At 63.7% G+C, this 26,840-nt stretch carries 23 protein-coding genes and 1 tRNA gene; 15 read left to right on the top strand and 9 right to left on the bottom strand.

The features are described 5' to 3' along the window. The first annotated feature begins 9 nt into the window (after positions 1–9). Positions 10–1,413, top strand: a complete 1,404-nt coding sequence (locus tag HUX88_RS18475; protein WP_176362710.1) for an L-serine ammonia-lyase — start codon at positions 10–12, stop codon at positions 1,411–1,413. On the opposite strand, the gene HUX88_RS18470 is transcribed toward HUX88_RS18475, so the two are convergent. Then, positions 1,414–4,542: a bifunctional diguanylate cyclase/phosphodiesterase gene (locus HUX88_RS18470; protein ID WP_176362709.1), complete on the bottom strand. Its 3,129-nt coding sequence runs from the start codon at positions 4,540–4,542 to the stop codon at positions 1,414–1,416. It lies immediately after the preceding gene. A gap of 190 nt (positions 4,543–4,732) precedes the next feature. Here HUX88_RS18470 and thrC point away from each other — a divergent pair, with 190 nt between their 5' ends. From thrC to moaD, 3 genes are read left to right on the top strand one after another with little or no spacing between them, the layout of a single operon-like run. Then, positions 4,733–6,211 carry a threonine synthase gene (thrC, locus tag HUX88_RS18465; RefSeq protein WP_117010502.1) on the top strand — a complete coding sequence of 493 codons (1,479 nt, stop codon included), beginning with the start codon at positions 4,733–4,735 and terminating at the stop codon, positions 6,209–6,211. Between the two features lie 2 nt (positions 6,212–6,213). Further along, positions 6,214–7,449 carry a gephyrin-like molybdotransferase Glp gene (glp, locus tag HUX88_RS18460; protein WP_176362708.1) on the top strand — a complete coding sequence of 412 codons (1,236 nt, stop codon included), beginning with the start codon at positions 6,214–6,216 and terminating at the stop codon, positions 7,447–7,449. After that, positions 7,449–7,703 carry a molybdopterin converting factor subunit 1 gene (gene moaD, locus HUX88_RS18455; RefSeq protein ID WP_117010504.1) on the top strand — a complete coding sequence of 85 codons (255 nt, stop codon included), beginning with the start codon at positions 7,449–7,451 and terminating at the stop codon, positions 7,701–7,703. Before glp ends, moaD begins: the two co-directional genes overlap by 1 nt. 3 nt (positions 7,704–7,706) lie before the next feature. On the opposite strand, the gene HUX88_RS18450 is transcribed toward moaD, so the two are convergent. Next, positions 7,707–7,958, bottom strand: coding sequence for a hypothetical protein (locus tag HUX88_RS18450; protein WP_117010505.1), 252 nt, complete (start codon positions 7,956–7,958; stop codon positions 7,707–7,709). Between the two features lie 39 nt (positions 7,959–7,997). Between HUX88_RS18450 and HUX88_RS18445 the strand changes: the two genes are divergently transcribed. Continuing rightward, complete coding sequence (locus tag HUX88_RS18445) at positions 7,998–9,233, top strand: TIGR03862 family flavoprotein (RefSeq protein WP_176362707.1); 1,236 nt, start codon at positions 7,998–8,000, stop codon at positions 9,231–9,233. On the opposite strand, the gene HUX88_RS18440 is transcribed toward HUX88_RS18445, so the two are convergent. The 5 genes from HUX88_RS18440 to hpnD all read right to left on the bottom strand — a co-directional run bounded on the left by HUX88_RS18440 (position 9,234) and on the right by hpnD (position 13,344). Continuing rightward, positions 9,234–10,040, bottom strand: coding sequence for a head GIN domain-containing protein (locus HUX88_RS18440; protein ID WP_176362706.1), 807 nt, complete (start codon positions 10,038–10,040; stop codon positions 9,234–9,236). It abuts the gene before it with no gap. A gap of 12 nt (positions 10,041–10,052) precedes the next feature. Beyond that, positions 10,053–10,853: a DUF1700 domain-containing protein gene (locus HUX88_RS18435; protein WP_176362705.1), complete on the bottom strand. Its 801-nt coding sequence runs from the start codon at positions 10,851–10,853 to the stop codon at positions 10,053–10,055. Between the two features lie 4 nt (positions 10,854–10,857). After that, the gene (locus HUX88_RS18430) at positions 10,858–10,995 is read right to left on the bottom strand and encodes a hypothetical protein (protein WP_158568796.1); all 138 of its coding nucleotides are present in this window, start codon (positions 10,993–10,995) and stop codon (positions 10,858–10,860) included. 116 nt (positions 10,996–11,111) lie between these two features. Continuing rightward, on the bottom strand, positions 11,112–12,518 hold the full coding sequence (hpnE, locus tag HUX88_RS18425) for a hydroxysqualene dehydroxylase HpnE (RefSeq protein WP_176362704.1): 1,407 nt from the start codon (positions 12,516–12,518) through the stop codon (positions 11,112–11,114). Continuing rightward, entirely contained in the window at positions 12,511–13,344 is an 834-nt protein-coding gene (gene hpnD, locus HUX88_RS18420) for a presqualene diphosphate synthase HpnD (protein WP_176362703.1), read from the bottom strand. The genes hpnE and hpnD overlap by 8 nt, the downstream gene beginning before the upstream one ends. Positions 13,345–13,491: 147 nt before the next feature. Here hpnD and HUX88_RS18415 point away from each other — a divergent pair, with 147 nt between their 5' ends. The 3 genes from HUX88_RS18415 (at position 13,492) to HUX88_RS18405 (ending at position 14,717) form a co-directional block, all read left to right on the top strand. After that, entirely contained in the window at positions 13,492–13,926 is a 435-nt protein-coding gene (locus tag HUX88_RS18415) for a VOC family protein (RefSeq protein ID WP_117010510.1), read from the top strand. Continuing rightward, positions 13,923–14,333 carry a VOC family protein gene (locus tag HUX88_RS18410; RefSeq protein WP_176362702.1) on the top strand — a complete coding sequence of 137 codons (411 nt, stop codon included), beginning with the start codon at positions 13,923–13,925 and terminating at the stop codon, positions 14,331–14,333. The genes HUX88_RS18415 and HUX88_RS18410 overlap by 4 nt, the downstream gene beginning before the upstream one ends. Before the next feature lie 84 nt (positions 14,334–14,417). Then, positions 14,418–14,717 (top strand): hypothetical protein, encoded by a 300-nt coding sequence (locus HUX88_RS18405; RefSeq protein ID WP_217916368.1) that lies wholly within the window; start codon positions 14,418–14,420, stop codon positions 14,715–14,717. Here HUX88_RS18405 and HUX88_RS18400 read toward each other — a convergent pair. Continuing rightward, entirely contained in the window at positions 14,706–14,903 is a 198-nt protein-coding gene (locus HUX88_RS18400) for a hypothetical protein (protein ID WP_117010513.1), read from the bottom strand. The genes HUX88_RS18405 and HUX88_RS18400 overlap by 12 nt on opposite strands. Positions 14,904–15,005: 102 nt before the next feature. Then, complete coding sequence (hpnC, locus tag HUX88_RS18395; RefSeq protein WP_176362701.1) at positions 15,006–15,848, bottom strand: squalene synthase HpnC; 843 nt, start codon at positions 15,846–15,848, stop codon at positions 15,006–15,008. 154 nt (positions 15,849–16,002) lie between these two features. On the opposite strand from hpnC, the gene HUX88_RS18390 reads away from it, so the two are divergent. The 7 genes from HUX88_RS18390 (at position 16,003) to lon (ending at position 26,665) form a co-directional block, all read left to right on the top strand. Continuing rightward, on the top strand, positions 16,003–17,139 hold the full coding sequence (locus HUX88_RS18390) for an efflux RND transporter periplasmic adaptor subunit (RefSeq protein WP_229213543.1): 1,137 nt from the start codon (positions 16,003–16,005) through the stop codon (positions 17,137–17,139). After that, entirely contained in the window at positions 17,136–20,225 is a 3,090-nt protein-coding gene (locus tag HUX88_RS18385; RefSeq protein ID WP_176362700.1) for an efflux RND transporter permease subunit, read from the top strand. The genes HUX88_RS18390 and HUX88_RS18385 overlap by 4 nt, the downstream gene beginning before the upstream one ends. A 162-nt stretch (positions 20,226–20,387) precedes the next feature. Beyond that, a tRNA-Leu gene (locus tag HUX88_RS18380) sits at positions 20,388–20,474 on the top strand. Positions 20,475–20,506: 32 nt separating this feature from the next. Next, positions 20,507–21,847 carry a trigger factor gene (tig, locus tag HUX88_RS18375; protein WP_117010619.1) on the top strand — a complete coding sequence of 447 codons (1,341 nt, stop codon included), beginning with the start codon at positions 20,507–20,509 and terminating at the stop codon, positions 21,845–21,847. Positions 21,848–21,921: 74 nt separating this feature from the next. After that, positions 21,922–22,539: an ATP-dependent Clp endopeptidase proteolytic subunit ClpP gene (gene clpP / locus HUX88_RS18370; RefSeq protein WP_020703301.1), complete on the top strand. Its 618-nt coding sequence runs from the start codon at positions 21,922–21,924 to the stop codon at positions 22,537–22,539. Positions 22,540–22,701: 162 nt separating this feature from the next. Beyond that, positions 22,702–23,970 carry an ATP-dependent Clp protease ATP-binding subunit ClpX gene (clpX, locus tag HUX88_RS18365; RefSeq protein WP_008448338.1) on the top strand — a complete coding sequence of 423 codons (1,269 nt, stop codon included), beginning with the start codon at positions 22,702–22,704 and terminating at the stop codon, positions 23,968–23,970. 283 nt (positions 23,971–24,253) lie between these two features. Further along, positions 24,254–26,665, top strand: coding sequence for an endopeptidase La (gene lon / locus HUX88_RS18360; protein WP_117010517.1), 2,412 nt, complete (start codon positions 24,254–24,256; stop codon positions 26,663–26,665). The last annotated feature ends 175 nt before the right edge of the window (positions 26,666–26,840 follow it).

Below are 26,840 nucleotides of genomic sequence, written 5' to 3'. Positions count from 1 at the left end.
AGACAACTGATGGACATGAGCGTATTCGACCTGTTTAAAATCGGCATAGGGCCGTCGAGTTCCCACACCGTGGGACCGATGGTGGCGGCCCGCCGTTTTCTGCTCGATAGCGCTCCGCTGGACGACGTCACCGGCGTCACCGCCGAGCTGTATGGCTCGCTGGCGTTGACCGGCGTCGGCCACGCCACCGACAAGGCGGTGATCCTCGGCCTGATGGGCGAGACGCCGCAGGACGTGGTGCCCACCAGCGTCGACTCTCAACTGGCGAAAGCCGAAGAAATGGGCGAGCTTTTGTTGTTGGGCTCCCACAAGGTGCCGTTCAAGCGCGGCACAAACTTGATCTTCCACATGGCCGAGTCGCTGGCCGAGCATCCGAACGGCATGCGATTCACGCTGACCCGCGCCGACGGCAGCACCTTCAGCAAGGTGTACTACTCGGTGGGCGGCGGCTTTATCAAGGAGGAGGGTGAAGCCCACCAGGCCGCGCCGATGGTGGGCAGCGCGCCCGCCGCCGCGATTCCCTTCGCCTTCGACACCATGGACCAGCTGCTGGCCCACGGCGAACGCACCGGCCTGACCATCCCGCAAATGCTGCGTGCGAACGAAAACGTCAAGCGCACCGACGATGAGCTGAACGCCGGCATCGACAAGATCTGGCACGTCATGCGCGACTGCATCGCCCACGGCCTTGAAACGGCGGGCCAACTGCCGGGCGGCCTGCACGTCAAGCGCCGCGCCGCCAACCTGTGGAAGCAGGCCAGCGACGCCAAGGCGTCCGACAACCGCTCCAACGACCTGCCGCACGACGCGCTGCACCAGGTCAGCCTGTATGCGATGGCGGTCAACGAGGAAAACGCCGCCGGCGGGCGCGTGGTGACGGCGCCGACCAACGGCGCGGCCGGCATCATTCCGGCGGTGCTGCGCTACTACGCGGAAGACTGCAAGCCGAGCGACCCGGTCACCGGCGTGCGCAACTTCATGTTGACGGCTGCCGCCATCGGCATGCTGTGCAAGCGGAACGCCTCGATCTCGGGCGCGGAAATCGGCTGCCAGGGCGAGGTTGGCGTGGCCTGTGCGATGGCGGCGGCGGGCCTGGTGGCGGCGCTGGGCGGTTCCAACAACCAGATCGAAAACGCGGCGGAAATCGGCATCGAGCATCACCTGGGCATGACCTGCGACCCGATCGGCGGCCTGGTGCAGATTCCCTGCATCGAGCGTAACGGCATGGGCGCGGTCAAGGCCATCACCGCCGCCTCGCTGGCCCTGAAGGGCGACGGCACCCACTTCGTCAGCCTGGACGAAGTCATCGAAACCATGCGCCAGACCGGCGCGGACATGCAGGCCAAGTACAAGGAAACCTCGCTGGGCGGCCTGGCGATCCACGTGATCACCGTCAACCACGCGGCCTGTTGATCAGAGATCCTTGGCGGCCATCTCCAGCGCGAGCTGCTCGAACGCCGCCGGCTGCACCGGTTTGCTGAAGTAGTAGCCCTGCATTTCATCGCATTGCTGCGCGCGCAGGAAGGCCAGCTGCTCCGCCGTCTCCACGCCTTCGGCGATGGTCTTCAACCCGAGGCTGCGCGCCATGTTGATGATGGCGCTGACGATGGCCTTGTCCTCGGCATCGGTGCTGATGTCGCGCACGAAGGACTGGTCGATCTTCAGCTTGTAGACCTTGAACTTCTTCAAATGACTGAGCGACGAGAAGCCGGTGCCGAAATCGTCGATCGACATCCGCACGCCGCGTTGGTGCAGTTCGTTCATGATCGCGATCGCACCCTGCGGATCATGCGCCGCCACGGCCTCCGTCAACTCCAGCTCCAGGTACTCCGGCGGCAGGCCTTCCTCGTCCAGTATCCGCGTGATCAGATTGGGCAGCTCGCTGTTGCGGAACTGGATGGCCGACAGGTTGACCGCCATGACGATGGGCGGCAAACCCTGGTCCAGCCAAGCCCGCGCCTGGCGCACGGCCTGGCGCAGCACCCAGGTGCCGATGGACTGTATCAATCCGCTTTCCTCCGCGGCCGGTATGAATTCGGCCGGCGACACCGTGCCAAGTTCCGGTGTGCTCCAGCGCAGCAGCGCCTCAGCGCCGACGATGCGTCGCTCGCCCAGCGACATCTGCGGCTGGTAGACCACGTGCATCTGATCGCGCTCCAGTGCGTAGCGCAGCGCGTTGACCAGCTGCAGATGGCGCGCGGCCCGCTGTTGCATGGCGGCGGTGAAGAAGCGCAGTCCGTGGCGGCCGCTGTTCTTGACCTGGTACATGGCGGCGTCGGCGCGCTGCAGCAGGGTCTCCAGGTCGGCGCCATCGGCCGGGTACATGGCCACGCCTATCGATCCGCTCACCTTCAGGTCGTGGGCGCCGACGCGCAGCGGCTGGTCGATCAGGTCCAGCAGCTTGCTGGCCACATCGGCAGCTTCATCGGCTTCCACCCGCTGGAGTATGAAAATGAATTCGTCGCCGCCCAGCCGGGCCAGGATGTCCTGCGCGCGCAGGCCGCCACGCAGGCGCTTGGCCAGTTCGCGCAACAGGTCGTCGCCGATGCTGTGGCCCAGCGAGTCGTTGATATCCTTAAAATGGTCCAGGTCCAGCATCAACACCGCCATCGGCTCGCGATTGCGCTCCGCCATGGCCAGCGCCAGGTGCGCGTGCTCCTGCAACTGTGCGCGGTTCGGCAGCCCGGTCAGGGAGTCGTAGTGGGCCAGGTACTGTATGCGCTCGTCGGCGAGCTTGCGGTCGGTGACGTCGCGGGTGATCCCGAGCAGTAGTCGCTGGCCGCCGGCGCCGTCCATCGGGGCGGCGTGCGTCTCCAGCCAGCGCATGCCTCCCTTCAGGCCTTGTATCTTGAACTCCAGCCGTCCCGGTTCGCCGCCGGTCACGCGCTGGTGCAGCGCCAGGAACGCTTCCCTGTATTCCGGCATGATCAGTTCAATTGTACCGTGCCGCTGCAACTGCTCCAGCGAGTCGGCGCCCATGATCGCCAGGCCGGCGGCGTTGATCTCCACCAGGCGGCGGTCCGCGTCGATCAGCAGGATGCATTCGGGGTCGGTCTCGATGATGGTGCGCAGGTGCTGCTCGCTGGTGCGCAGCGATTCCTCGGCATGTTTGCGGGCGGCCCGCTGGTCGAAGTTCATCAGCGCGAACTCCACGTCCAGCTGCATCTCCAACAGCAGCGCGCGCACTTCCTCGTCGAAGGCGTTGACGGTGTCGGCGTAGGGCGAGAACAATGCGACCACCCGGCCCTTGCGCCGCAGCGGGATCGACGCCGACGCCCTCCAGCCGTAGCGCGCGCCCACCTCATGCCAGCTTGCCGTCTCCGGCGCGTTGACGAAATCCTGGCACCAATGCGGTTCGCCGCTGCGGAAGGCCAAGCCTATCGGGCCGCGTCCCTGCGGCACGGCGGCGTCCAGCGACACCTGCAGGTTCGCCAGGTATTCGGTGCCGCTGCCGGCCGAGGCCACCGGCCTGACCTGCCCGGATTCGTGATCGACCATGCCGATCCAGGCCATCGTCATGCCGCCGTGGGTGACGATCGCCTGGCAAATCTGTTCGAACAGTTCGGCCTCGCTGCGGCAGCGCACGATGGCCTGGTTGCACAGGCTCAGCGCCGAGTACAGGCGGCTGACGCGCCGCATGCGTTCCAGTGCGGCCTCGCGCTCGGCGTCGAGCCGCGCCAGGCTTTGCTGCGTTTGCGCCAGCCATCCCCAGACGCTGTCGCGCGCGTCGGGTGCGACAGCCAGCGGTTCGGCGAAATCGCCGCGGCCCAGGCGTTCAATCCCGGCGCGCAGCTGATCGACACCGCAGCCCAGCGCCGCGTCCAGGCTGCGCTTGGTGCGCCAAAGGAGCACCATCAGCAGCAGCGCGATCAGCGTGAACACGTTGCGGGCGATGCTGGCGTCGAAGGCCGCATTCTCGACGGCCTCGCGGGTGCGCAGGTCCACGCTGGCGTTGACCTTCGCGATCGGCCCCATGATGCCAGCCTTGGCGCGATGGTAGGCCGCGTCGTGCAGCATGGCCACGGCGCCGGGCAGCGCCTGCGGATCGCCGCCGGCCCTGATGGCGATGGCGGCGTGTTCGATGCCGGTCAACCGGTCCGAGTTCTGCTTGGCCTCGGCCAGCAGCGCCATTTCCGCCGTGCTGAAGCCAGCGGCCCGCATCATCTCCAGCAGCGGGATGCCAACGCCCGCCGCGCGCGGACGGTGGGTCTGGTCCAGCACCAGGTCCCAATAGACGTTGTCGTAGTCCAGCGGACGTGGCAAGCGGCCTTCGCGGATCTCGATGATTTCCTGATAATGCAGGCGATAGCGCTCCTCGCCGGTGACCACGTAGGTGCGCGCCATGCGGGTCAAGTCGTCCGACGACTGGCGCAGCTCGTCGACGATGCTGTGGGAGTGGTAGCGCAGCTCATTGGCGCGGTCGATGCGCCTTTCCGTCCACACGTAGACCGAAAAGGCCAGCGCGGCGACGAGCAAAAACCCCAGGCAGAGCCACAGATAGTTGGCGAAGCGGTGCGGCTGGCGGTGGTCTGACTGGCTCATTTCGTTAATTTTTTGGGAATATGCTCCATAGTATAGGGGGAGGGGCGAGCCCAAGGCCAGCCCCCGCGCCCGGCGCCGATAACCATAAAACAACGCGAATTTCACGGGAACCGGCGCGGCGCACTATAATATCCGCTCGCTTTGTACCGTTCTGCCTTTTATCCGTCAGCTCAACCGGACTTTCTAATCTATGCAATACGTGTCTACCCGCGCCGCCGCATCGGCCGCTTCGTCTTCTTCCCAACAATTCTCCGACATCCTGCTGGGTGGCCTGGCAGCCGATGGTGGCCTGTTCCTGCCGACCGCCTACCCGCAAGTGACCGGCGCCGAACTCGATGCATGGCGCCAGCTGTCGTACGCCGACCTGGCCTACGAGATCCTGAAGAAGTTCGCGACCGATATTCCGGAAGCCGACCTGCGCGCGCTGACCGCCAAGACCTACACCAAGGAAGTCTACAAAAACGCCCGCAAAGGCGAAAAGGCCAGCCAGATCACGCCATTGCGCGTGCTGGAAGAGGGCGCGAACGGCACCAAGCTGGTATTGCAGGCGCTGTCCAACGGCCCGACGCTGGCCTTCAAGGACATGGCGATGCAATTGCTGGGCAATCTGTTCGAATATACGCTGGCCAAGCATAACGCGCAGCTGAACATCTTCGGCGCCACCTCCGGCGACACCGGCAGCGCCGCCGAATATGCGATGCGCGGCAAGAAGGGCATCCGCGTGTTCATGCTGTCGCCGCACAAGAAGATGAGCGCCTTCCAGACCGCGCAGATGTTCTCCCTGCAGGACCCGAACATCTTCAACATCGCCATCGAAGGCGTGTTCGACGACGCACAGGACATGGTCAAGGCGGTGTCCAACGACCTGCCGTTCAAGGCCAAGCAGAAGATCGGCACCGTCAACTCGATCAACTGGGCGCGGGTGGTGGCGCAGGTGGTGTACTACTTCCGCGGCTACCTGTCGGCGACCACGTCGAACGACCAGAAGGTGTCGTTCACCGTCCCGTCGGGGAACTTCGGCAATATCTGCGCCGGCCACATCGCCCGCATGATGGGCCTCCCGATCGACAAGCTGGTCGCCGCCACCAACGAAAACGACGTGCTCGATGAGTTCTTCCGCACCGGCGTGTACCGCGTGCGCAAGTCGTCCGAGACCTACCACACCAGCAGCCCGTCGATGGACATCTCCAAGGCGTCCAACTTCGAGCGCTTCATCTACGACCTGGTGGGCCGCGACGGTGACCGCACCCGTGCGCTGTTCCAGAAGGTGGAAACCCACGGCGGCTTCGACCTGTCCGGCAAGCCGGGCAGCGACGGCGACGAGTTCAAGCTGGTGGCCAAGTACGGCTTCAAGTCCGGCAAGTCCACCCATGAAGACCGCCTGAACACGATCCGCGACGTGGCCGACGACTACGGCATCGTCATCGACACCCACACCGCCGACGGCATCAAGGTCGCGCGCGAGCACCTGGAGCCCGGCGTGACGATGATCGTGCTGGAGACCGCGCTGGCCGCCAAGTTCAACGAAACTATCCTCGACGCGCTGGGCGAGGACGCCGAACGTCCGGAAGGCTTCGAGAACATCGAAGACCTGCCGCAGAAGTTCGTCGTCATGCCGCCGGACGTTGAAAAGATGAAGGCCTACATCGCCGCCAACACCGGCCTGTAACCATGAGCGACGAATCCAAGCCCAAGTTCCAGCCCAGGCCGATGCTGGCGGTCGCCGAAGCGCTGGCCCTGATGGCCGCCGCCGCGCGTCCCGTGGCCGATGTTGAAGTGGTATCGACGCTGTCGGCCAACGGCCGCGTGCTGGCGAAGGCGCAGGTGTCGGGCATGAACGTGCCGGGCATGGACAACACGCAGATGGACGGCTACGCGGTACGCGCCGCCGATTGCGCCAGCGGCCGCGCGGCCCTGACGGTTTCGCAGCGCATCCCGGCCGGCCACGTCGGCCAGCCTTTGCTGCCGGGGACCGCCGCGCGCATCTTCACCGGCGCGTTGATCCCGGAGGGCGCGGACGCGGTGGTCATGCAGGAGCAGTGCGAGCTGGCCGGCAACGTGGTCACGATCCGCCACACGCCCAAGTCCGGCGAATGGATACGCCGCGCCGGCGAGGACATCACCAACGGCAGCATCATCCTGCCGGCCGGCACGCGCCTGCGCAGCCAGGAGCTGGGGCTGGCCGCATCGGTCGGCCTGGCCGAGCTGCCGGTCAAGCGCAGGCTGCGCGTGGCCGTGTTCTTCACCGGCGACGAGCTGACGATGCCGGGCGAGCCGCTGGCGCCTGGCGCCATCTACAACTCCAACCGCTTCACGCTGCGCGCGTTGCTGGAAAACCTGGGCTGCGAGATCAGCGATTTCGGCATCGTGCCCGATTCGCTCGACGCCACCCGCTCGGTGCTGCGCGAGTGCGCGCAAGGCCATGACCTGATCATCACCTCCGGCGGCGTGTCGGTCGGCGAGGAGGATCACATCAAGCCCGCCGTCGAGGCGGAGGGCAAGCTGAATATGTGGCAGATCGCCGTCAAGCCGGGCAAGCCGCTGGCGTTCGGCGAGGTGGGGCAGGCCTTCTTTGTCGGCCTGCCGGGCAATCCGGTGTCGAGCTTCATCACCTTCCTGATGTTTGTTCGCCCGTTCGTGCTGCGCCTGCAGGGCGTGACCGAGGCGCTGGCTCCGCGCGCGTTCACCATGCGCGCCGATTTCAACTGGCCGAAGGCGGACAAGCGCAACGAGTTCCTGCGCGCGCGCATCAACGCGGCCGGCGGCCTTGAATTGTTCACCAACCAGAGTTCCGGCGTGCTGACGTCGACCGTATGGGGCGATGGCGTGATCGACAATCCCCCCGGCCAGGCCATCGCGGCCGGCGACACCGTTCGATTTATACCGTTTAGCGAGTTAATGCACTAATGTCTGTTACCGTAAAATTTTTCGCCAGCGTGCGCGAAGCGCTGGGCGCGTCGTCCGAGACGCTGGACCTGCCGGCCGGCGTGACCACCGTCGGCGCCTTGCGCGCCCACCTGGCCGCGCGCGGCGAGGCCTGGCAGCAGGCGCTGGGCAATCCGGCATTGCGCATGGCCTGCAACCAGGTGATGTGCGGCGCCGACACGGCGCTGGCCGACGGCGCCGAGGTGGCGTTCTTCCCGCCGGTGACCGGCGGCTAAGTCCTAGGGCTTTTTAGGCTTGGCGTTGGCGCCGCGCGCGGCGTCCAGGTTGTCGCACAAGGCGCAGGCCTGGGCGTTGCGGTAGCGGCGCCACGCCGCGTAGGTGAAAATGGCCGCCGCGAACAGCGCCCAGACGGCGGCGCTCAGATAGTCTTCGCGCGCGGTCGAACCTTTGAACCACTCCACCGCCGCCAGTATCGCAAACAAGGGTACTGCGGCCTGTAAATAGCGTTTAATCCAAAAAGTGGCGCCCATCGTATCTCCTGTAACTTTGTCTCATATCGGACCGAATTCATGCAGCCTAGTTTGACACCTTTTCGTGTCGCCGTCATCGGCGGCGGTCCCGCCGGGCTGATGGCCGCGCAAACGCTGGCGCAGGGCGGGGCGCAGGTCGACGTCTACGACGCGATGCCCTCGGTCGGCCGCAAGTTCCTGCTGGCCGGGCGTGGCGGCATGAATATCACCCACGCCGAGCCGTATGCCGATTTCGTCATGCGCTACGGCAAGGGCGCGTCGCCGCTGCGCCCCATGCTCGACGCCTTCGGCCCGCAGGATGTGCGCGACTGGGTGCATGGCCTGGGCGTCGACACCTTCGTCGGCACCTCTGGCCGCGTGTTCCCGACCGATATGAAGGCCGCGCCCTTGCTGCGCGCCTGGCTGCATCGTTTGCGCGAAAGCGGCGTGCGGTTCCACATGCGCCACCGCTGGCTGGGCTGGCGCGACGACGCGCTGATGCTGGATACCCCCGACGGCGAACTGCTGGTGCGCGCGGACGCGGTGGTGCTGGCATTGGGTGGCGGCAGCTGGGCCAGACTGGGTTCGGATGGCGCGTGGGTGCCGCTGCTGGCCGCGCGCGGCGTGGGCGTGGCGCCGCTGGCGCCTGCCAACTGCGGCTTCGACGTGGACTGGAGCGAACATTTCAGCAGCCGCCATGCGGGCGAGCCGCTGACCACCGTCGCCATCGTCTCCACCGGTGCGGACGGCAGGGAATTCCGCAAGCAGGGGCAGTTCGTCGTCACCCAGGGCGGCGTCGAGGGCAGTTTGATCTACGCCTTGTCGGCGGCCCTGCGCGACCAGATCACCGCGAACGGCTACACCACGATTTATCTCGACCTGCTGCCGGACCTGTCGTCGCAGCGGGTGGCGGACGAGGTGGCGCGGCCGCGCGGGGCGCGCTCGATGGCCAGCCATCTGCAAAGCCGCCTTGGCATCAAGGGCGTCAAGGCCGGCTTGCTGCGCGAGTGTCTGGGCAAGCAGCAGTATGCGGACGAGGACCAGCTGGCGCAGGCCATCAAGCGGCTGCCGGTGCGGTTGCTGCGGCCACGCCCGATCGACGAGGCGATCAGCAGCGCCGGCGGCGTGCGCTGGGATGCGCTGGAGGGGACGATGTTGAAGTCGGCGCCGGGCGTGTTCGTCGCCGGCGAGATGGTGGGCTGGGAAGCGCCCACCGGCGGCTATCTGCTGACGGCCTGCCTGGCCGGCGGCCAGGCGGCGGGGCGCGATGTCCTGGCTTGGCTGAAGCGCGGCTGATTATTCCCAGGTCACGTCGCCGGAGCCGGTGCGGCTGACGTTGCGGTTGTCGGGATTGCCGAATACGCGGATATCGCCGCTGCCGCGCAGCGTCAGGTCCGCCGACTGCTTGGCGAACACCTGGCTGGTGCCGGAGCCCTTCAGGTTGACCGTCACCTTTTCCGAAGCCAGGTGGCGCGCATCGAGGTCGCCGGAACCGGTCAACTCCGCGTCCAGCGTCTTGCAGCTGCCGGAAGAGGTGATCTGGCCCGAGCCCACCAGCACCAGCTCCAAATTCTCGCTGCTGCCCGCGTTCAGGTTCAGATGGCCGCTGCCGTGGGCACTGGCGGTCAGTTCGCGATAACGGCCGGTGAAGTTCACATTGCCAGAGCCGTGCATCTGCAGTTCCAGCTTGTCGCCGTTGAAGCCCGTGACCTTGGTCTCGCCGCTGCTGCGCACCACCAGCTCTTCCAGCTGCGGCAGCACCAGCTCCACCTGCAACGGGTGGCGCGGATTGAGCAGCATGCCCTTGGTGCCGATGTGCAGGTCGCGGCCGTCCTGGATGGTTTCGATATTGGCCAGCGAGCGCTGTTCGCCGCGCACCTTCAGCGACGCCACCGGCCCCTGGATCAAAATCAGGTCGATCGGGCCGCTGAGCTCCACGGCGGTGGCCATGGCGTCGATCTTGCGGGTTTCGCTGCCCAGGGAGCGGCCGGCCGAACTGGTCGGGCTGGTGCTGCCGTAGGCCTTCAGCATGCTGTAGCTGATGGCGATCAGCACGAAGGACAGCAGCAACAAGCTGGTCCCGATTTTGAATAATGCGCGCATGGTCATGACTCCTTAGCGTCCGCGAAGCAGGGACACGTTCATTGCTACATACCGTTTCAAGCCGATCATGGTGTAGCGGGTGACCACGATGCTGACCAGGCAAAGCCCGATCCCGCCCAGTATCAGGCCGAAGCCGATCAGCGATTGGCTGGTGCGCGCGCCGCTGTCGAAATCGGTGGTGATGTGCAGGTCGCCGGTGGCCACCGCCTCGGCGCGGTTCAGCAGGCGCCCGCTGCGGCTCAGGTTCTCGTCGCCGCTGGCGCTGTTGTCGCTGCCGTCCGGCTCCTTGTTGATCTGGACGCCCATGCTGTTGATCGCCATGCGCCAGCCCTGGATGTCCTGCTCTTCCTCGGGCGTGTCGAAATGCGAGTTGGTGAACTCCATCACATGGCGCAGCGGACCTTCCAGCGCCAGCTCGTTCTGGCCCGACAGGCCGCTCGACACCAGCGCGATGCCGGCGATGTAGAAGGCGAATGCCGACACATAGACGGCGCCCAGCAGCGATGCGTACACCATCGCCGGGATCACCATGAACAGGTTGAAGATCGCCAGGCCGATGAAGGACACCGCCATCCGCGCCAGGTTGACCGGGGTTTTCTTTTGCTCGAAGGCGTTCAGGTGGACGTTGGCGCGCAGCGTCATGGCGACCTTGCGCGGCTCGTCGAGCTCCTTGTAGACCTCTTCTTCGCTGCGGCCGGCGACCAGGCCGTCGATGAAGCGTTGCTCGTAGTAGGCCAGGGTCTTGGCCACCGTTTCCGGCGGCAGTCCCTGCATGGCCTGTTTGAGCGCGTCGAGGTATGCCTGCTTGTTCATGATATCAAATGCCTAATGTTGCGCTGTTGTGTGCCATGGCCATCGCGCTGCTTGCCACCGGTGCGCTCCGTACGATGGCCACCGTGCTGGCCGCGACGAAGGCGATCAGGGCAAGGGTTTTGAGGCTGAGGGCGATGTTCATGTTGATTCCAATGTTGGTCTTTTGTCGATGATGCTACTGTACGCAAGCGCCCGGCCGGGCGCCATCGGCATGAGACAGGCTGCATAAATAGCGGGGCAGACGACAAAAACCGGGGACTAGATGGCGGCCCCCCTGAGCAGCGCGGCGGCGGCCACGCCGCTGCGCCCCGCCGATTCCAGCGTGGCCGGGTGGTCGCCGGCGGTGTAGTCGCCGGCGATGACCAGGCCTGGCAGGCCGCTGTCGTTGGCCGGGCGGGCCACGCCGGGGGCGCAGGCGTAGGTGGCGCGCTTCTCGGTGATGACCTTGAACCACTTCGGCCGGCCCAGCTCCGGGCGCTGGAACACCGCCGCCAGCTGGACCGCCACCGCCTCGGCCAGCAGGTCCTGGCTTTGCGCTGCGGCGCTGCCGGAGGCGCTGATGACCACCGCCAGCAGGCCGGCCTGGCCGGCGTCGAGCTGGCCGCGGTCGAACACGAACTGGCCCCATTGATGGTTGTCCGGATCGTCCAGCAGCGCGAAGAAGGGCAGTTCCAGCCGGGTCGCGGCGTCGTATTGCAGGTAGCAGGTGGTGATGGCTTCCGGCTCGAACGCGGTCAGCTGGCTGCACAGGGCGGAGGTGTCGCAGTCCGGTATCCCGTGCAGCAGCGTGGCGGCCTGGCTGGCGCCGGTGGCCAGCACCACGCCGCTGAAATAGGTGCTCCAGTTGCCGCCCACGGCGGCGCCGCTGATGTCGAGCTGCCACAGGCGGCCTTCGATGGAGCGCAGCGCCTGCACCTTGGCGCCGGTGCGCACCGAGCCGCCGTGCGCCTCGACGTAGACCGCCGCCGCCTCGGGCAGCAGGGCGGACAGGTCGGCGCGCGGCAGCAGCATGTCCGAGGCGCTGCGCTTGGCGCCCAGGCTGTCGCGCAGCACGTTGAGGAAGACCTGGGCCGAGGCGCGTTCCGGCGGTGTGTTCAACGCGGCCAGGCAGAGCGGGCGCCACATCAGCTGGATCAGGCGCGGGGTCTGGTCGAAGCGTTGCAGCAGTTCGGCCACGCTGCAATCGGTGTGCAGGGTCCAGCCCATCCAGCGCGCGGTGGTGGAGAAGCGCGCCAGGCTGAGTTTATCGGCGCGGTCCAGGCCCTTGGCGCGCAGCAGCGCCAGCGCCAGGTGCAGCGGCGCGGGCAGGCGCGGCGCGACGAAATCCATGCCGCCGCTGCCGGCCGGGTAGCGCATCTGCAGGGGAAGCGACAGCAAGGCCTGCTCGCGGTCCACGCCGGTGAGCTTCATCAGCCGCAGCGTTTCGCTGTAGGCGCCCAGCAGGATATGCTGGCCGTTGTCCAGGTGGCGGTGGTCGGTTTCGATGCGGCGCGCGCGGCCGCCCAGCGTGCGCGCGGCCTCCAGCTGCGTGACCTTGTAGCCGGCGCGCGCCAGTTCGACGGCCGCCGCGCAACCGGCCCAGCCGCCGCCGATCACCGCGACCGCGCGCGAAGTGAGCCCCGGTTCAACCTTGCCGGTGCGCTGGTCGACGCCTTCGTTAGCCACGAATGTAGGTCTTCCACGCCAGCCAGAGCTTGCGGATAGGCGTCAGCGAAATGCGCTGCGTGAGCACGTGGAAGCCGTCGGCCTGCACTTCGTCGAGCAGCGTGCGGTAGATGGCGGACATCATCAGGCCGGGGCGCTGGGCGCGCCGGTCTTCCTTCGGCAGCAGCGCGAAGGCTTCGTCGTAGACCTTCTGCGCGCGCGCGGCCTGGAAGGCCATCAGCTTTTCGAAGTTCTCGCTGTGGCGGGCGTTGAGCAGGTCGGCGGCGGTGACGTTGAACTGCTGCAGCTCGTTGATCGGCAGGTAGATGCGGCCCTTGCGCGCGTCTTCGCCGACGTCGCGGATGATGTTGGTCAGTTGGAAGGCGTGGCCCAGTTTTTCCGCGTACTGCAGCGTCTCCGGCTTGGTCGCGCCGAAGATGCTGGCCGACAGGATGCCCACCACGCTGGCCACGTGCCAGCAGTACTTGGTCAGCGCCGCGTAGTCGAGGTAGCGGGTCTGGTTCAGGTCCATTTCCATGCCGTCGATGATGGCCTGCAGGTGCTGCTGTTGCAGATTGTAGGCGTTCAGGTGCGGCTGCAGCGCCTGAGTGACGGGATGGGTCTGCTGGCCCTCGTACATATTGGCGATTTCCTTGCGCCACCACGCCAGCTTGATGCGGGCGATCGATTCGTCGGTGCACTCGTCGACGGTGTCATCCACTTCGCGGCAAAACGCATACAGGGCGGTGATTGCACGGCGACGCTCCGGCGGCAGGAACAGGAAGCTGTAGTAGAAACTGGAGCCGCTCTGGGCGGTCTTTTGCTGGCAGTAGTCGTCGGGAGACATGGATAAAAAAGCAAGGATGACATCGAAGCCGCTATTCTATAGGTTAAGTGTAACAATGTGGGCCTCTGTCGGCACGGCGGGCATGGATTGGAGTACAGTTCCAAGTTCTCAATTAAACAAGATTGCTCACTAGCTAAGGGGAACCCTATGCATGCCACAGGCCGGCCGGAAGGCTGCAACACCGTCACACCGAACTGCATCGTCAGCAATGTGGCCGATGCGGTCGCGTATTACCGGAAGGTATTCGGCGCGGAGGAGTTGTTGCGTCTGCATACGCCGGATGGCAAAGTGGTGCATTGCGAGCTGAGGATAGGCGATTCGCGCATCAACCTGGGCGAATCCATGGAGGGCTGGCCGGAGCAACCGCTGCTGGCGCAGATCTACGTGCCGGACGCCGATGCCACCGTGGCGCTGGCGATCGAGTTCGGCGGGAAGGCGCTGAGCCCGGTCGGCGATATGTTCTTCGGCACGCGCGAGGGGCGGGTGATGGATCCGTTCGGGAATACATGGACCATCGCCACGCATAAGAAACAGGTCTCCGGCGCGGAAATGCAGCGCCTTTTGAATGAGATGTATGCATGATACAAATTCGTGAAATCGATCACCTGGTGCTGCGCGTCGTCGAGCTGGCGCGCATGCTGGACTTTTACTGCGGCGCGCTGGGCTGCACGGTCGAGCGGCGGCAGGATGAAATCGGCCTGGTGCAATTGCGCGCCGGCAGCAGCCTGATCGACCTGGTGCCGGTCGATGGCAAGTTGGGCCGCATGGGTGGCGCCGCGCCGGGCGCCGAAGGGCGCAATATGGACCATTTCTGCCTGCGGGTGGAGCCCTTCGACGAGGCGGCCATCCGCGCGCATCTGCTGGCGCACGGGGTGACGGCCGGGCAGGTGGAATCGCGCTACGGCGCGGAAGGCGAGGGGCCGTCCATCTATCTGACTGATCCGGAAGGTAATGTTGTTGAGTTGAAAGGTGCCCCAAATCAACTGTGACGACGGGTTTTTGTCATCGGGGATACAATAGGTTACGTTTCCCTGGAGATGCCACGTATGTATCAGCAGTCAGCCGCCGCCATCTTGCTCATTCCGCTGTTGTGGGGCTGCGGCCGCGCGCCAGCCGCGGCCGATGTACCAATGAAATCCGCCACTTATTACGAAATGCACCTGCAGGAGGCCGCGCAGGTGGCGAACCGTTGTCATTTGCTTAATGAGCAGCAACAACGCAAGCTCAGCGGGCGCGACTATCAGGAGTGGCGCATCTCGAATGAATGGGCCAATTGTCATACCGCGATATCGGTGACGGATGCGGCCGCGCTGCGCGATGCGCTGCTCAAGCCGCCGGCGCCGCACGGGGCGAACGCGGCGCTATCGCCGTAGGCTGCCGGCGCGGCGACGGCCGGGCGGATCGGACAGCACCCGCACGATGACGCTGAATGGGATATTCCTGCGGACCAGGAACTCCGACGCGAATGCCCGTCCACGGCTTTGCAGCAGGTTGACGCCCAATTCCACCACTTTCGATGTCTCCAAATCCGGCCGCGACGACCGATCTTCCGTAATCATGATGCCACCTCTCCATTTTCTGGGAAGGTAGCATAGGGAAGGAACATTGTGCAGCGGAAACGATCTAATCGTGCTCGGCTATTTTTTGATGGCGGGAGCGCGTCAAGCGGCCTTGAATACCGCCTTCATCTGCTTCCTCATGCGGACCGCCGACCAGAAGATGCCCAGCCAGTCGCGCCTGGTGAGCTTGGGGCGGTGCAGGAAAACGTCGTACTCGGCGGCCTCGATCGCGTCCAGGATGCGCAGGCCGCCTTGCACCACCATGCGCAACTCGAAACCGATGCGTCCATCCAGGCGCAAGGCCAGCGGCGCGCCGCTCAGCATCAGCGCGCGGGCGCGGTCCACCTCGAACTTCATCATGGAGCGCCAGCGGGGGCGGGCGCTGGCGTGGTCGAGCGCCGCCGGCGAGATCGCGTAGCGGCTCAAATCCTCCAATGGGATGTAGATGCGCTCTTTATGGATGTCGATCGCCACATCTTGCAGGAAGTTGATCAGCTGTAGCGCGGTGCAGATGGCGTCGGAATCGCGGATGTTTTCCTCGTCGGCCTCGCCGTACAGGTGCAGCATCAGGAAGCCGACCGGATTGGCCGAGCGGGCGCAATAGTCCAGCAGCGCATCGTAGGTGGCGTAGCGGCTCACCAGCACATCCTGCTTGAACGCCGACAGCAGCTCGTACAGCGGCTTGAGCGGTAAGTCGTACTGGCGCACCACCTGCGCCAGCCGCTCGAACATCGGCTCATGCGGGGTGCCGCCGGCCTCGATCAGGGCCAGCGCGGCTTCATAGGCGTTCAGCGCGGCGAGCCGCTGCTCGGGCGCGGCGTCGCCTTCATCGGCCAGGTCGTCGGCGCTGCGGGCAAAGGCGTAGATCGCTTCCACCGCCGGCCGCAAGCGGCTCGGCAGCAAAATGGATGCAACAGGGAAATTCTCGTAGTGATCTACCGGCATAAAACTGGCCCAAAAGCAAAATATAGAGTTAATGACGCGAAAGTCATTTGCAAACGGATGAGGTCGGCATATAATAAATTAACGGAAAGTCATTAATTTCCGAGCCGTAATAGTAGTGCCATCTACACTCCAGAGCAAGCTAAAGGAATACACCGTGGTCGCCTTTGAAAAACAGCGTCAGATTTCCCCCATTCTCATCACCGTGCTGGCCGCCGCCGCGCTGGCCGGTTGCTCCAAGCCCGCCGAGAAAACCGAAGACATTCGCCCCGTGCGCGCCATGGTGCTCACCAGCAGCGACGTCGACGTCAACGCCGAGTTTTCCGGCGAGGTGCGCGCCCGCGTCGAATCGCGGCTGGGCTTCCGCGTCGGCGGCAAGATCGTCAGCCGCAAGGTCGATGTCGGCACGCTGGTCAAGCACGGCCAGGTGCTGATGCAGCTCGATCCGCAGGACTTGCAGCTGTCGCAGGCCCAGGCGCTGGCCGGCCTGCGCGCCGCCGAAACCAACCGCGACCTGGCCAAGGCCGAGCTCAAGCGGTATCAGGAACTGCGCAGCAAGAACTTCGTCAGTCAGGCGGTGCTGGACGCCAAGGATTCCACCTACAAGGCCGCGCAAGCCAATGTGGACGCTTCGCAGGCGGCTTATCGCGGCCAGGCCAACCAGGCCGGCTACGCCAGCTTGGTGTCCGATGTCGACGGCGTCGTGACGGCGGTGGACGCCGAGGTCGGCCAGGTGGTGCAGCCGGGCACGCCGGTGGTGCGCGTGGCCAAGCAGGGCGAGAAGGAAATCGTCATCGGCCTGCCGGAGGACAAGGTCGACACCCTGCGCCGCGTGCCGGATGTGCAGGTGCGCCTGTGGGCCGACCCGGGCAACGTGGTGGCGGGCAAGATCCGCGAGATCTCGCCGGTGGCCGATCCGTCGACCCGCACCTACACCGTCAAGGTGATGATCCCGGATTCGCTGTCCGAAGCCAAGCTGGGCATGACCGCCGTGGTGCAGTTCGCCTCCAAGACGGCCAAGCCGCAGATCAAGGTGCCGCTGACGGCGCTGTACTATGAAAAATCCGCCTCGTCGGTGTGGGTGGTGGAGGGCGGCGCCGTCAAGCTGGTGCCGGTGACCATCGGCGGCCCGGCCGGCAACGATATCCTGCTGGCCGGCGGCGTCAAGCCCGGCCAGACCGTGGTGACCGCGGGCGTCAACCTGCTCAAGCCGGGCCAGAAGGTCAAGATCCTCGGCAATGACCTGCCGGCCGCGCCGATCGCGGCGCCTGCCGTCGCGGAGACCGTCAAATGAAGGGGGGCTTCAACCTTTCACGCTGGGCGCTTGAACACATCCCGCTGACGCGCTACCTGATCGCCGTGCTGCTGATCGGCGGCATGCTGAGCTATTCCAACCTGGGCCAGGACGAGGATCCGCCGTTCACCTTCCGCGCGATGGTGGTGCGGGCCAACTGGCCGGGCGCGACCTCGCTGCAGATGGCCGAGCAGGTCACCGACAAGCTGGAGAAGAAGCTGCAGGAGACGCCGGACATCGACGAGATCAGCAGTTACTCCAAGCCGGGCGAGACCACCATCATCCTCAAGCTGCGCGAATCGGCGCCGCCCAAGGAAGTGGCGCAGTCCTGGTACCAGGTGCGCAAGAAGATCGGCGACATGCGCGGCACCCTGCCGCCGGGCGTGCAGGGGCCGTACTTCAACGACGAGTTCGGCGATACCTACGGTTCCATCTTCGCGCTGTCCGGCGACGGCTTCACCTACGCCGAGATGAAGGACTACGCCGACTTCGTGCGCCAGCAGCTGCTGGGCGTGCCGCTGGTGTCCAAGGTCGAGCTGTTCGGCGTGCAGGATGAGAAGATCAACATCGAGTTCTCGCACCAGAAGTTCGCGCAGCTGGGTATTCCGATCGAGGCCATCGCCAACCAGATCGCCACCCAGAACGCGGTGGAGGCGACCGGCGTGCTGGTCACGCCGACCGACAACCTGCAGGTGCGCGTGACCGGCGCCCTGAAGACCGTCAAGGACCTGGAGGACCTGGAGCTGCGCGCCAACGGCACCACCTTCCGCCTGGGCGACTTCGCCACCATCAAGCGCCAGTACCAGGACCCGCCGGGCAACAAGATGCGTTTCAACGGCAAGGAAGTGATTGGGCTGGGCGTGTCGATGGAAAAGGGCGGCAACATCATCCAGCTCGGCAAGAGCATGGAGAAGACCGTCGCCGCGATGAAGGCCAAGCTGCCGGTCGGCATCGAGCTCGAGCGCGTGTCGGACCAGCCCGAGGCCGTCAAGGCTTCGGTGGGCGAGTTCGTGCATACGCTGATCGAGGCCGTGCTGATCGTGCTGGCCGTCAGCTTCGTGGCGCTGGGCATGCACAGCAAGCCCAAGCTGCGGCTGGACGTGCGTCCCGGCCTAGTGGTGGCGCTGACCATTCCGCTGGTGCTGTCGGTGACCTTCCTGTGCATGCGTATGCTCGACATCGACCTGCACAAGATCTCGCTGGGCGCGCTGATCATCGCGCTGGGCCTGCTGGTGGACGACGCCATCATCGCCGTCGAAATGATGGTGCGCAAGATGGAGGAGGGCATGTCGCGCTTCGACGCCGCCACCTTCGCCTACACCTCGACCGCGATCCCGATGCTGACCGGCACGCTGATCACGGTGGCGGGCTTCCTGCCGATCGGCCTGGCCAAGTCGGCGGCCGGCGAGTACACGTTCTCGCTGTTCTCGGTCAACGCGCTGGCGCTGGTCATTTCGTGGGTGGTGGCGGTGGTGTTCACGCCCTACATCGGCTACGTGCTGCTGAAGGTCAAGCCGCACGCCGAGGGCGGCAACGAACACGACCTGTTCGACACGCCGGGCTTCCGCAAGTTCCGCGCTGTGGTCAACTGGTGCGTCGAGTACCGCAAGACCACCATCGCGGCCACCTTGCTGATCTTCGCGCTGGGCGTGTACGGCTTCAAGTTCATCGAGAAGCAGTTCTTCCCGGATTCCAGCCGGCCTGAACTGATGGTCGAGATGTGGACGCCGGAAGGCACGACCTTCGCCGCCAACGAGGCGCAGGTGAAGAAGTTCGAGGCCTTCATCCGCAAGCAGGAGGGCGTGGTCAGCGTGACCAGTTACGTCGGCACCGGCAGCCCGCGCTTCTACCTGCCGCTGGACCAGATCTTCCCGCAGACTAACGTGTCGCAGATCGTCGTGCTGCCGAAGGACCTGCACGCCCGTGGCGCGTTGCGCGACAAGATCGTCGACATCTTCAAGCACGACTTCCCGGAAGTGCGTGGCCGCGTCAAGCTGCTGCCGAACGGGCCGCCGGTGCCGTATCCGGTGCAGTTCCGCGTGACCGGCGGCGAGGTGGACAAGGTGCGCGCCATCGCCGACCAGGTGAAGGACATCATGCGCGCCAATCCGAACACGCTGGGCGTGAACGACAACTGGAATGAATCGATCAAGGTGCTGCGCCTCGACCTGGACCAGGACAAGATGCGCGCGCTGGGCGTGACCTCGCAGACCGTGATGCGGGCCGCGAACACCATCCTGTCCGGCACCACCATCGGCCAGTTCCGCGAGGACATCAAGTTGATCGACATCCAGATCCGCCAGCCTGTCGAGGAGCGCAACACCATCTCGGTCTTCAACGATACGAACGTGCCGACCGCCAGCGGCAAGTCCGTGCCGATCAGCCAGCTGGCCCGGGCGCACTTCGTGTGGGAGCCGGGCGTGGTGTGGCGCGAAGGGCGCGAATGGGCGATCACCGTGCAGTCCGACGTGGCCGACAACATCCAGGGGCCGACCGTGTCCGGCCAGATCGAGCCCAAGCTCAAACAGCTGCGCGACAACCTGCCGGCCGGCTACGCCATCACCGTCAAGGGCGCGGCGGCCGACAGCGGCTCGGCGGAGGCGTCGATCGCGGCCAACCTGCCGCTGGCGATCTTCATCATCTTCACCTTGCTGATGCTGCAGCTGCACAGCTTCTCGCGGGCGCTGCTGGTGTTCCTGACCGGGCCGCTGGGCGTGGCGGGGGCGGCGATGGCCCTGCTGGTGCTGGGCCGTCCGCTGGGCTTCGTGGCCAACCTGGGCATCATCGCGCTGTTCGGCATGATCATCCGCAACTCGGTGATCTTGGTCGACCAGATCGAGCAGGACATCAAGGCCGGCCACGATCCGTGGACCGCGATCGTCGAATCGGCGGTGCGGCGCTGCCGTCCGATCATCCTGACGGCCGCGGCGGCGGCGCTGGCGATGATTCCCTTGTCGCGCTCGGTATTCTGGGGGCCGATGGCGGTGGCGATTATGGGCGGCCTGATATTGGCCACGGCGCTGACTTTATTATTCCTGCCGGCACTGTATGCGGCATGGTTTAGAGTGAAAAAGCCGGTGAAATAAGGAAAAAACAGCGGAATGTTGGCGACATATTAAAAATCGTCACATTTCGCTGAAAAACCCGTTAGAATACCGCGTTGAAGTTGAAAGCTCCTGCGGACTCCAGCGGGAATAGGGCGACCGTTTTCACTTACGGGTCGCCCTTTGCTTTTGTGCAAACATGCCGCGAGGATGGCGAAATTGGTAGACGCACCAGGTTTAGGTCCTGACGCCAGCAATGGTGTGGGGGTTCGAGTCCCCCTCCTCGCACCAACTGTATTACTATTTTTTTGGACGATTTTTACATGGCAACTGCAGTCGAAACCTTAGGCAAACTCGAACGTCGTATCACGATCTCCTTCCCGCTGACCGAGGTCCGCGCTGAAGTTGAGAAGCGCCTGAAAGTGCAAGCCAAAACGGCTAAGGCACCAGGCTTCCGTCCGGGTAAAGTTCCTCTGAAAATGGTCGCGGCACAATACGGTTATCAGATCGAGACCGAAGTGCTGAACGATAAAGTTGGCCGTGCCTTCAACGACGCCGCCAACGCAGCCGAGCTGCGCGTAGCGGGCTACCCACGCATCGAGCCTAAGGAAGAGTCGCCAGCGGGCGTCCTGACCTTCGACGCGACCTTCGAAATCTACCCGGAAGTGGTCGTTGGCGACCTGTCGACCGTGGAAATCGAAACCGTCAAGGCCGACGTGTCGGAAACCGAAATCGACAAAACCATTGAAATCCTGCGCAAACAGCGCGTGCACTTCCACACCAAGGGTGAAGCTGGCGAACACGGCGACGGCGGCGAAGCTGTCGCAGCCAACGGCGACCGCGTGACCGTGGACTTCGTCGGTTCGATCGACGGCGTTGAGTTCCCAGGCGGCAAAGCTGAAGACTACGCTTTCGTGCTGGGCGAAGGCCGCATGCTGCCAGAATTCGAAGCCGCCACCGTCGGCCTGAAAGTCGGCGAAGCCAAGACCTTCCCACTGGCCTTCCCAGAGGACTACCATGGCAAGGACGTAGCCGGCAAAACCGCTTCGTTCACCATCACCCTGAAGAAGCTGGAATGGGCGCACCTGCCGGAAGTCGACGCTGAATTCGCGAAATCGCTGGGCGTGGCCGATGGCGACGTCGCCAAAATGCGCGAAGACATCAAAGTCAACCTGGAACGCGAAGTTGCCGGCCGTGTCAAAGCCCGCAACAAGGAAGCCGTGATGGAAGCGCTGGTGAAAACCGCGACCCTGGACGTGCCACAAGCCCTGATCGCCCAAGACACCGAGCGCCTGGCCGAAATGACCCGTCAAGACATGGCTCAGCGCGGCATGAACGTCAAGGACATCCCGTTCCCACCAGAACTGTTCGCGGAAAAAGCCGAGCGTCGCGTACGCCTGGGCCTGATCCTGTCGCAACTGGTCGGCGAGAACAAGCTGCAAGCCCAGCCTGAGCAGGTCAAAGCGCAAGTCGAAGACTTCGCCCAGAGCTACGAAGACCCGCGCGAAGTGCTGAAGTACTACTACAGCGACCGTCGCCGCCTGGCCGAAGTCGAAGCCCTTGTATTGGAAGAAAACGTCGTTAACTACGTCCTGGGCCTGTCGAAAACGTCGTCCAAGGTTGTGGCCTTCGACGAACTGATGGGAAGCAACGCACAAGCGTAATTCAGCACGGGCCGGATGATGTAATATAAAGCTTCCGGCCTCTAGCTGCTTCACAAGGAAATGGAATGACTGGTATGAACCGTAATCCGGCGCTGGACACTGAAATGCTCGGCCTGGTGCCGATGGTGGTCGAACAGAGCGGCCGCGGCGAGCGCTCCTATGATATCTACTCGCGCCTGCTGAAGGAGCGTGTGATCTTCATGGTCGGCCCCGTCAACGACCAGATGGCGAACCTGATCGTCGCCCAGTTGCTGTTCCTCGAAAGCGAGAATCCGGACAAGGATATCTCGCTGTACATCAACTCCCCAGGCGGTTCGGTCTCGGCCGGTCTGGCGATCTTCGATACGATGCAGTTCATCAAGCCCGACGTCTCGACGCTGTGCACCGGCATGGCCGCCTCCATGGGCGCCTTCCTGCTGGCCGCCGGCGCCAAGGGCAAGCGCTTCTCGCTGCCGAACTCGCGCATCATGATTCACCAGCCGTCCGGCGGCTCGCAGGGCATGGCTTCGGACATCGAAATCCAGGCCAAGGAAATCCTGTACCTGCGCCACCGTCTGAATTCGATCATGGCTGAACGCACGGGTCAAACCGTGGAGCAGATCGCCAAAGACACGGATCGTGACCGTTTCATGTCGGCGGAAGAGGCGGTAGAGTACGGTTTGATCGACAAAATGTTGTCCAACCGGGCTTGATGCTTCCTTCGCAGCATTGCTAAAAGAACGCCCGGGCGATTAATCGTTCGGGCGTTTCGTTTTTATTTCGGGTAGCATGTAGTCGTCGGCGGACTTTTCCAGACTTCACTTATGCTACCTGGCAACAGCAACGCCATTCTGTAACCCAAAGAAAACTGCCCCATGTCAGACAAAAAATCCTCCAGCGGCGAAAAATTACTGTACTGCTCGTTTTGCGGCAAGAGCCAGCACGAGGTAAAGAAACTTATCGCCGGCCCATCGGTCTTCATCTGCGACGAGTGCATCGACTTGTGCAATGACATCATTCGCGATGAAACCTCGGCCATCGAGTCGGTCACGGGCGCCAAGTCGGACCTGCCGACCCCGCATGAAATCAAGGACTTGCTGGACCAGTACGTCATTGGCCAGCAAACGGCCAAGCGCATCCTGTCGGTGGCGGTGTACAACCACTACAAGCGCCTCAAGCACCTGGGCAAGAAAGACGACATCGAACTGGCCAAGAGCAACATCTTGCTGGTCGGTCCGACCGGCTCGGGCAAGACCCTGCTGGCCCAGACCCTGGCCCGCATGCTGAACGTGCCATTCGTCATCGCCGACGCCACCACGCTGACCGAAGCGGGCTATGTGGGCGAGGACGTCGAGAATATCATCCAAAAACTGTTGCAAAGCTGCAACTACGATGTTGAGAAAGCTCAACGCGGCATCGTGTACATCGACGAGATCGACAAGATCTCGCGCAAGTCGGACAATCCATCGATCACCCGCGACGTGTCGGGCGAGGGCGTGCAGCAGGCGCTGCTGAAACTGATCGAAGGCACGATGGCGTCGGTGCCACCGCAAGGCGGCCGCAAGCATCCCAACCAGGACTTCGTGCAGATCGACACCACCAACATCATGTTCATCTGCGGCGGCGCGTTCGACGGCCTGGCCAAGGTGATTTCCAACCGTTCGGAAAAATCTGGCATCGGTTTCTCGGCCAGCGTGAAGAGCAAGAAGGAACGCAGCGCCAGCGACGTGCTGCTGGAAGCGGAACCGGAAGACCTGATCAAGTTCGGCCTGATTCCCGAGCTGGTGGGCCGCCTGCCGGTGGTCGCCACGCTGTCGGAACTGACCGAGGAAGCGCTGATCCAGATCCTGGTCGAGCCGAAGAACGCACTGGTCAAACAGTACGCCAAGCTGCTGGACATGGAAGGCGCCGAGCTGGAAATCCGTCCGGCCGCCTTGCACGCCATCGCCAAGAAGGCCCTGGCCCGCAAGACCGGCGCGCGCGGCCTGCGCTCGATCCTGGAACACGCGCTGCTCGATACGATGTACGAGCTGCCGAACGAAACCAATGTCACGAAAGTGGTCATTGATGAAAACACGATCACCAGCGGCGCCAAACCTTTATTGATCTATCAAGACCAGGCCAAGGCATCTGGTGAGAATTAAATAACTTGTGCACACTAACCCCACTCAGCAGCAAAATTCATTTCGCATCCGTGGGGCAAGGCGGTACAATTTAAATCAATAAAAGAATGCAGGCTTCATTCGGAAAGCCACACGTGACAGCAGCGTTTGTCACGCGTGGCTTTTTTATTTGACGCGTTTTTTTAGAACATGACTAGCTACTTTGAAATTAACCTTTTTAAAGGGAATTATTTCTTGCAGGTCGGTCTTGTGATTCGGCAAAACAGCGCCCACATCATAATCACGCTTTCACATAAGGTACGCCATGACAACTTCCAAATTAACTGAGCAAACTCAACTGCCGTTATTGCCGCTGCGGGATGTTGTAGTTTTCCCGCATATGGTGATACCGCTGTTCGTAGGGCGCCCAAAATCGATCAAGGCGCTGGAAGCCGCTATGGAGCAGGGCAAGAGCATCATGCTTGCCGCGCAAAAAGCCGCTGCCAAGGACGAACCTTCTGCTTCCGATATCTACGAGATCGGCTGCGTGGCCAATATTCTGCAGATGCTGAAACTGCCCGACGGCACCGTCAAGGTGCTGGTCGAGGGGGCTCAGCGCGCACGCATCAACCGCATCACCGATGCGCCGACGCACTTCATCGCCGATCTGACGCCGCTCGATTCCGAGCTGGGCGACGATTCGGAGATCGAAGCGATGCGCCGCGCCATCGTTCAGCAGTTCGACCAGTACGTCAAGCTGAACAAAAAAATCCCGCCTGAAATCCTCGCCTCGCTGTCGGGCATCGACGACGCCGGCCGCCTGGCCGACACCGTCGCCGCGCACCTGCCGCTGAAGCTCGAGCAGAAACAGGTGATCCTGGAAATCTTCAGCGTGGCCAAGCGCCTGGAGCACCTGCTGGGCCAGCTGGAAGGAGAGCTCGACATTCTGCAGGTCGAGAAGCGCATCCGTGGCCGCGTCAAGCGCCAGATGGAAAAGTCGCAGCGCGAGTACTACCTGAACGAGCAAGTCAAAGCCATCCAGAAGGAACTAGGCGAGGGCGAAGACGGCGCCGACCTGGACGAGCTGGAGAAGAAAGTCGCGCTGGCCAAGATGCCGAAAGAGGCATTGGACAAGGCCACCGCCGAACTGAAGAAACTCAAGCTGATGTCGCCGATGTCGGCCGAAGCCACGGTCGTGCGCAACTACATCGACACGCTGGTCAGCCTGCCATGGAAGAAAAAATCCAAGGTCAACAACGACCTGTCGAACGCCGAGAAAGTGCTGGAAGGCGATCACTACGGCCTGGACAAGGTCAAGGAACGCATCCTGGAATACCTCGCGGTGCAACAACGCGTCGACAAGCTGAAAGCGCCGATCCTGTGCTTCGTCGGTCCTCCGGGCGTGGGTAAGACCTCGCTGGGCCAGTCCATCGCCCGCGCCACGAACCGCAAGTTCGTCCGCATGGCGCTGGGCGGCGTGCGCGACGAGGCCGAGATCCGCGGCCACCGCCGTACCTACATCGGCTCGATGCCGGGCAAGGTGCTGCAGTCGCTGGCCAAGGTCGGCGTGCGCAATCCGCTGTTCCTGCTGGACGAGATCGACAAGATGGGCGCGGACTTCCGCGGCGATCCGTCGTCGGCCCTGCTGGAGGTGCTGGACCCTGAACAGAACCATACGTTCTCGGACCACTACATCGAGGTGGACTTCGATCTGTCGGACGTGATGTTCGTGGCGACGTCGAACTCGTACAACATCCCGCCGGCACTGCTGGACCGCATGGAAGTCATTCGTTTGTCCGGTTACACGGAAGACGAAAAGACCAGCATCGCCCAGCGCTACCTGCTGCCTAAACAGATCAAGAACAACGGTCTGAAGGAAGAGGAAATCTCGGTGGCCGAGTCGGCGCTGCGCGACATCATCCGCTACTACACCCGCGAAGCCGGTGTGCGTTCGCTGGAACGCGAAGTGTCCAAGATCTGCCGCAAAGTCGTGAAGATGCTGCTGCTGAAGAAGACCGAGAAAAAGGTCGCCGTCACCAGCAAGAACCTGGACAAGTTCCTGGGCGTGCGCCGCTACGACTTTGGCGTGGCCGAGAAGGAAAACCAGATCGGCCAGGTCGTGGGGCTGGCATGGACCGAGGTGGGCGGCGATCTGCTGACCATCGAAGCCGTGCAGATGCCGGGCAAGGGCGGAGTGATCCGCACCGGCACGCTGGGTGACGTGATGAAGGAATCGATCGAGGCAGCCCGCACCGTGGTGCGCAGCCGCGCCAATCGCCTGGGCATCAAGAACGAAGTGTTCGAGAAGAGCGACATCCACATCCACGTGCCGGAAGGCGCGACGCCGAAGGACGGTCCTTCGGCCGGCGCGGCGATGACGGTGGCGATGGTGTCGGTGTTCACGGGCATTCCGGTCCGCGCCGACGTGGCGATGACGGGCGAGATCACGCTGCGCGGCGAAGTGTTGCCGATCGGCGGCCTCAAAGAGAAGCTGCTGGCGGCGCAGCGCGGCGGCATCAAGACCGTGCTGATCCCCGAGCAGAACGTCAAGGACCTGGCCGACATTCCGGACAACGTCAAAAACAAACTGGAAATCGTGCCGGTGCGTTGGATCGACAAAGTGCTGGAAATCGCGCTGGAACGCATGCCGGAAGCGTTGACCGAGACCGCCCCGGTGGAAGCCGTGGCAGCCGCGGCCGCCAAGGTGGACGGCCAAACGGAAGTGGTAAAACATTAACTTTTACTGGCGTTTAGTAACGGTGGATGTACAAACAGGCGCTTTTATAGCGCCTGTTTGTTATTTCACCCCGATTTTCTATGGTGCAGCGCTTGACACAGGGGCGGGCTGGCTTGTTTAATACGGCCTGAGATTTTTCTCGGCCTGGAGAACGGTATTCAAATACCGCTATCTA

The organism is Duganella sp. BJB1802, from assembly GCF_013369445.1.
Lineage (GTDB): Bacteria > Pseudomonadota > Gammaproteobacteria > Burkholderiales > Burkholderiaceae_D > Rugamonas > Rugamonas vulcania_A.
The sequence above is the reverse complement of the archived record's forward strand: the minus strand, read 5'-3'. Positions and strand labels throughout refer to the sequence as shown.

Bases quoted from the DNA above. Each gene is read 5' to 3' on its own strand.
- HUX88_RS18475 (WP_176362710.1), top strand. From the start codon at position 10: ATGGACATGAGCGTATTCGACCTGTTTAAAATCGGCATAGGGCCGTCG.
- HUX88_RS18470 (WP_176362709.1), bottom strand. From the start codon at position 4,542: ATGAGCCAGTCAGACCACCGCCAGCCGCACCGCTTCGCCAACTATCTG.
- thrC (WP_117010502.1), top strand. From the start codon at position 4,733: ATGCAATACGTGTCTACCCGCGCCGCCGCATCGGCCGCTTCGTCTTCT.
- glp (WP_176362708.1), top strand. From the start codon at position 6,214: ATGAGCGACGAATCCAAGCCCAAGTTCCAGCCCAGGCCGATGCTGGCG.
- moaD (WP_117010504.1), top strand. From the start codon at position 7,449: ATGTCTGTTACCGTAAAATTTTTCGCCAGCGTGCGCGAAGCGCTGGGC.
- HUX88_RS18450 (WP_117010505.1), bottom strand. From the start codon at position 7,958: ATGGGCGCCACTTTTTGGATTAAACGCTATTTACAGGCCGCAGTACCC.
- HUX88_RS18445 (WP_176362707.1), top strand. From the start codon at position 7,998: ATGCAGCCTAGTTTGACACCTTTTCGTGTCGCCGTCATCGGCGGCGGT.
- HUX88_RS18440 (WP_176362706.1), bottom strand. From the start codon at position 10,040: ATGCGCGCATTATTCAAAATCGGGACCAGCTTGTTGCTGCTGTCCTTC.
- HUX88_RS18435 (WP_176362705.1), bottom strand. From the start codon at position 10,853: ATGAACAAGCAGGCATACCTCGACGCGCTCAAACAGGCCATGCAGGGA.
- HUX88_RS18430 (WP_158568796.1), bottom strand. From the start codon at position 10,995: ATGAACATCGCCCTCAGCCTCAAAACCCTTGCCCTGATCGCCTTCGTC.
- hpnD (WP_176362703.1), bottom strand. From the start codon at position 13,344: ATGTCTCCCGACGACTACTGCCAGCAAAAGACCGCCCAGAGCGGCTCC.
- HUX88_RS18415 (WP_117010510.1), top strand. From the start codon at position 13,492: ATGCATGCCACAGGCCGGCCGGAAGGCTGCAACACCGTCACACCGAAC.
- HUX88_RS18410 (WP_176362702.1), top strand. From the start codon at position 13,923: ATGATACAAATTCGTGAAATCGATCACCTGGTGCTGCGCGTCGTCGAG.
- HUX88_RS18400 (WP_117010513.1), bottom strand. From the start codon at position 14,903: ATGATTACGGAAGATCGGTCGTCGCGGCCGGATTTGGAGACATCGAAA.
- hpnC (WP_176362701.1), bottom strand. From the start codon at position 15,848: ATGCCGGTAGATCACTACGAGAATTTCCCTGTTGCATCCATTTTGCTG.
- HUX88_RS18385 (WP_176362700.1), top strand. From the start codon at position 17,136: ATGAAGGGGGGCTTCAACCTTTCACGCTGGGCGCTTGAACACATCCCG.
- tig (WP_117010619.1), top strand. From the start codon at position 20,507: ATGGCAACTGCAGTCGAAACCTTAGGCAAACTCGAACGTCGTATCACG.
- clpP (WP_020703301.1), top strand. From the start codon at position 21,922: ATGAACCGTAATCCGGCGCTGGACACTGAAATGCTCGGCCTGGTGCCG.
- clpX (WP_008448338.1), top strand. From the start codon at position 22,702: ATGTCAGACAAAAAATCCTCCAGCGGCGAAAAATTACTGTACTGCTCG.
- lon (WP_117010517.1), top strand. From the start codon at position 24,254: ATGACAACTTCCAAATTAACTGAGCAAACTCAACTGCCGTTATTGCCG.